Annotated in this window: 3 protein-coding genes and 1 pseudogene; 1 reads left to right on the top strand and 3 read right to left on the bottom strand. The window is 60.5% G+C overall.

The features are described from left to right. On the bottom strand, positions 1-101 hold a 101-nt coding region (locus F2P44_RS34225; RefSeq protein ID WP_308610542.1), incomplete at its 3' end, for a type IV pilin protein. 130 nt (positions 102-231) lie between these two features. Between F2P44_RS34225 and F2P44_RS34220 the strand changes: the two are divergent. Next, positions 232-669 (top strand): annotated as a pseudogene (locus F2P44_RS34220) (cyclic pyranopterin monophosphate synthase MoaC). Here F2P44_RS34220 and F2P44_RS34215 read toward each other — a convergent pair. Beyond that, positions 561-1,040, bottom strand: a complete 480-nt coding sequence (locus F2P44_RS34215) for a pilin (protein ID WP_167094530.1) — start codon at positions 1,038-1,040, stop codon at positions 561-563. The pseudogene F2P44_RS34220 and the gene F2P44_RS34215 overlap by 109 nt on opposite strands. Before the next feature lie 93 nt (positions 1,041-1,133). Then, positions 1,134-1,483, bottom strand: a 350-nt coding sequence (locus F2P44_RS34210; protein ID WP_187363524.1) for a pilin, incomplete at its 5' end; no start/stop codon positions are given.

Raw genomic sequence — 1,483 nt, 5'->3', positions numbered from 1 at the left:
AGTGCAACAGCAGCCAGGATACCGATAATTGCAACAACGATCATCAGTTCGATCAGGGTAAAACCGGCTTGTGCCTTCTTCATCATTTTCATCGATTTCATTTTGCTACTCCTAGTTGGTTTAATTCAAAACTGGTGAACCGCACTTGGTTATATGCAAACGCCGTGCCAGGTTGATCGTCGGACACATCCCCCATGTATTTCAGTGTTCGCGACGTAAGATACCCACCGCATTGCGGTGGCAGCGGGCACCATCCGCATGAAGCTGGAAACGATGGTGCTGACGGTGTCGGGCAGCGCGAAATAGGGCGCCATGCCCTGCATCGCCGCCATCGTCGGCGAAGAAGGCCAGCGAACTGGTGCCGCTGGGCCATCCGCTGGCCATTACCCGGGTGGCGGTCGATTTCGAGGGCGACCAGGCGACCAGCAGCGTGCATTGCTGCTCCCAGATGGAAACGGTCAGCAGGACGGGTGTCGAAGTGGAAGCGTTCACCGCCGTCCAGGTCGGCCTGCTGACAATTTACGACACGTCACTGCCGTCCAGCGCGGCCTGCTGACAATTTATGACACGTGCAAGGCGGTCGAACGCGGCATGGTCATGAGCAATGTGCGGGTGCTGGAAAAACAGGGCGGCAAGCCGGGCGACTGGCATGCCGCGATTGACGGCTGACGGCGACGGCGCGTGAATTGGCGAACTTGCCCGAGCCCCGCACGGGATAATCCCCAGGTGTTGACCGGACAGGCAGCGGTCGCGTATTTCCGCTTGATGTCTTCCATCGCGCACGTCCAGCGACCGGCGTCGCCGCACGACCAGATGACTTTTTTGGCCATCCCCGTGGCCGGCCCGGCCTTGATGGTGCAGATGATATCGGCTTTGCCATTGTCGGCCGCAGTGACGCTGAGCGTGCAGTTCAGTGGGAGGCGCGCCGGAACGGGGGGCATCCAGGGTGGTTTTTGATATCCATGGTGGGCGTCATGATGATTCAGTATCAATGCCGACTGTGCCGGCGGACACTGCGCAGCGAGGGAATTTGATGCCAACGGCCCGCAGCCGGGCGGTGAGGACGAAAACTGGTCAGCGCAGCCCAGTGCTTGCCGGATGGCGCACTGGACTTCGCTGAGTGATTACTTACATCACGGCGGGCAAGATGGGGTGGTATGCTCGGCAGCGACGCCGATGGCTTTACAGGTCCAGTTGCCGCTCGTGGCGCGCGACCAGGTGACGGTTTTCCCTGTCACCGAAGCGGGACCGCCTTTGATGGTGCAGCTGAGGTCGACAACCCCGGCAGTTGCGGCCGTCGTGGTGATCGTGCAATTGATCGATTCGGCCTGCATTTTGGTGGCCTGCATGGCCGCGGCGGCACTCAGATTGGGGCTTTGCATCACCTCGGTATCGATACCGGTTCTGCCGCCGGCTGCTTCGTCTGCCGCCGCGGTCACTTTCGTCTTCGCCACGTAATCCTGGTACGCCGGAAGGGCTACCG

The sequence above is a fragment of the Massilia frigida genome (assembly GCF_011682175.1).
GTDB lineage: Bacteria > Pseudomonadota > Gammaproteobacteria > Burkholderiales > Burkholderiaceae_D > Telluria_A > Telluria_A frigida.
Note: the sequence above shows the minus strand (reverse complement) of the source record. Positions and strands in the feature narration are given on the sequence as shown.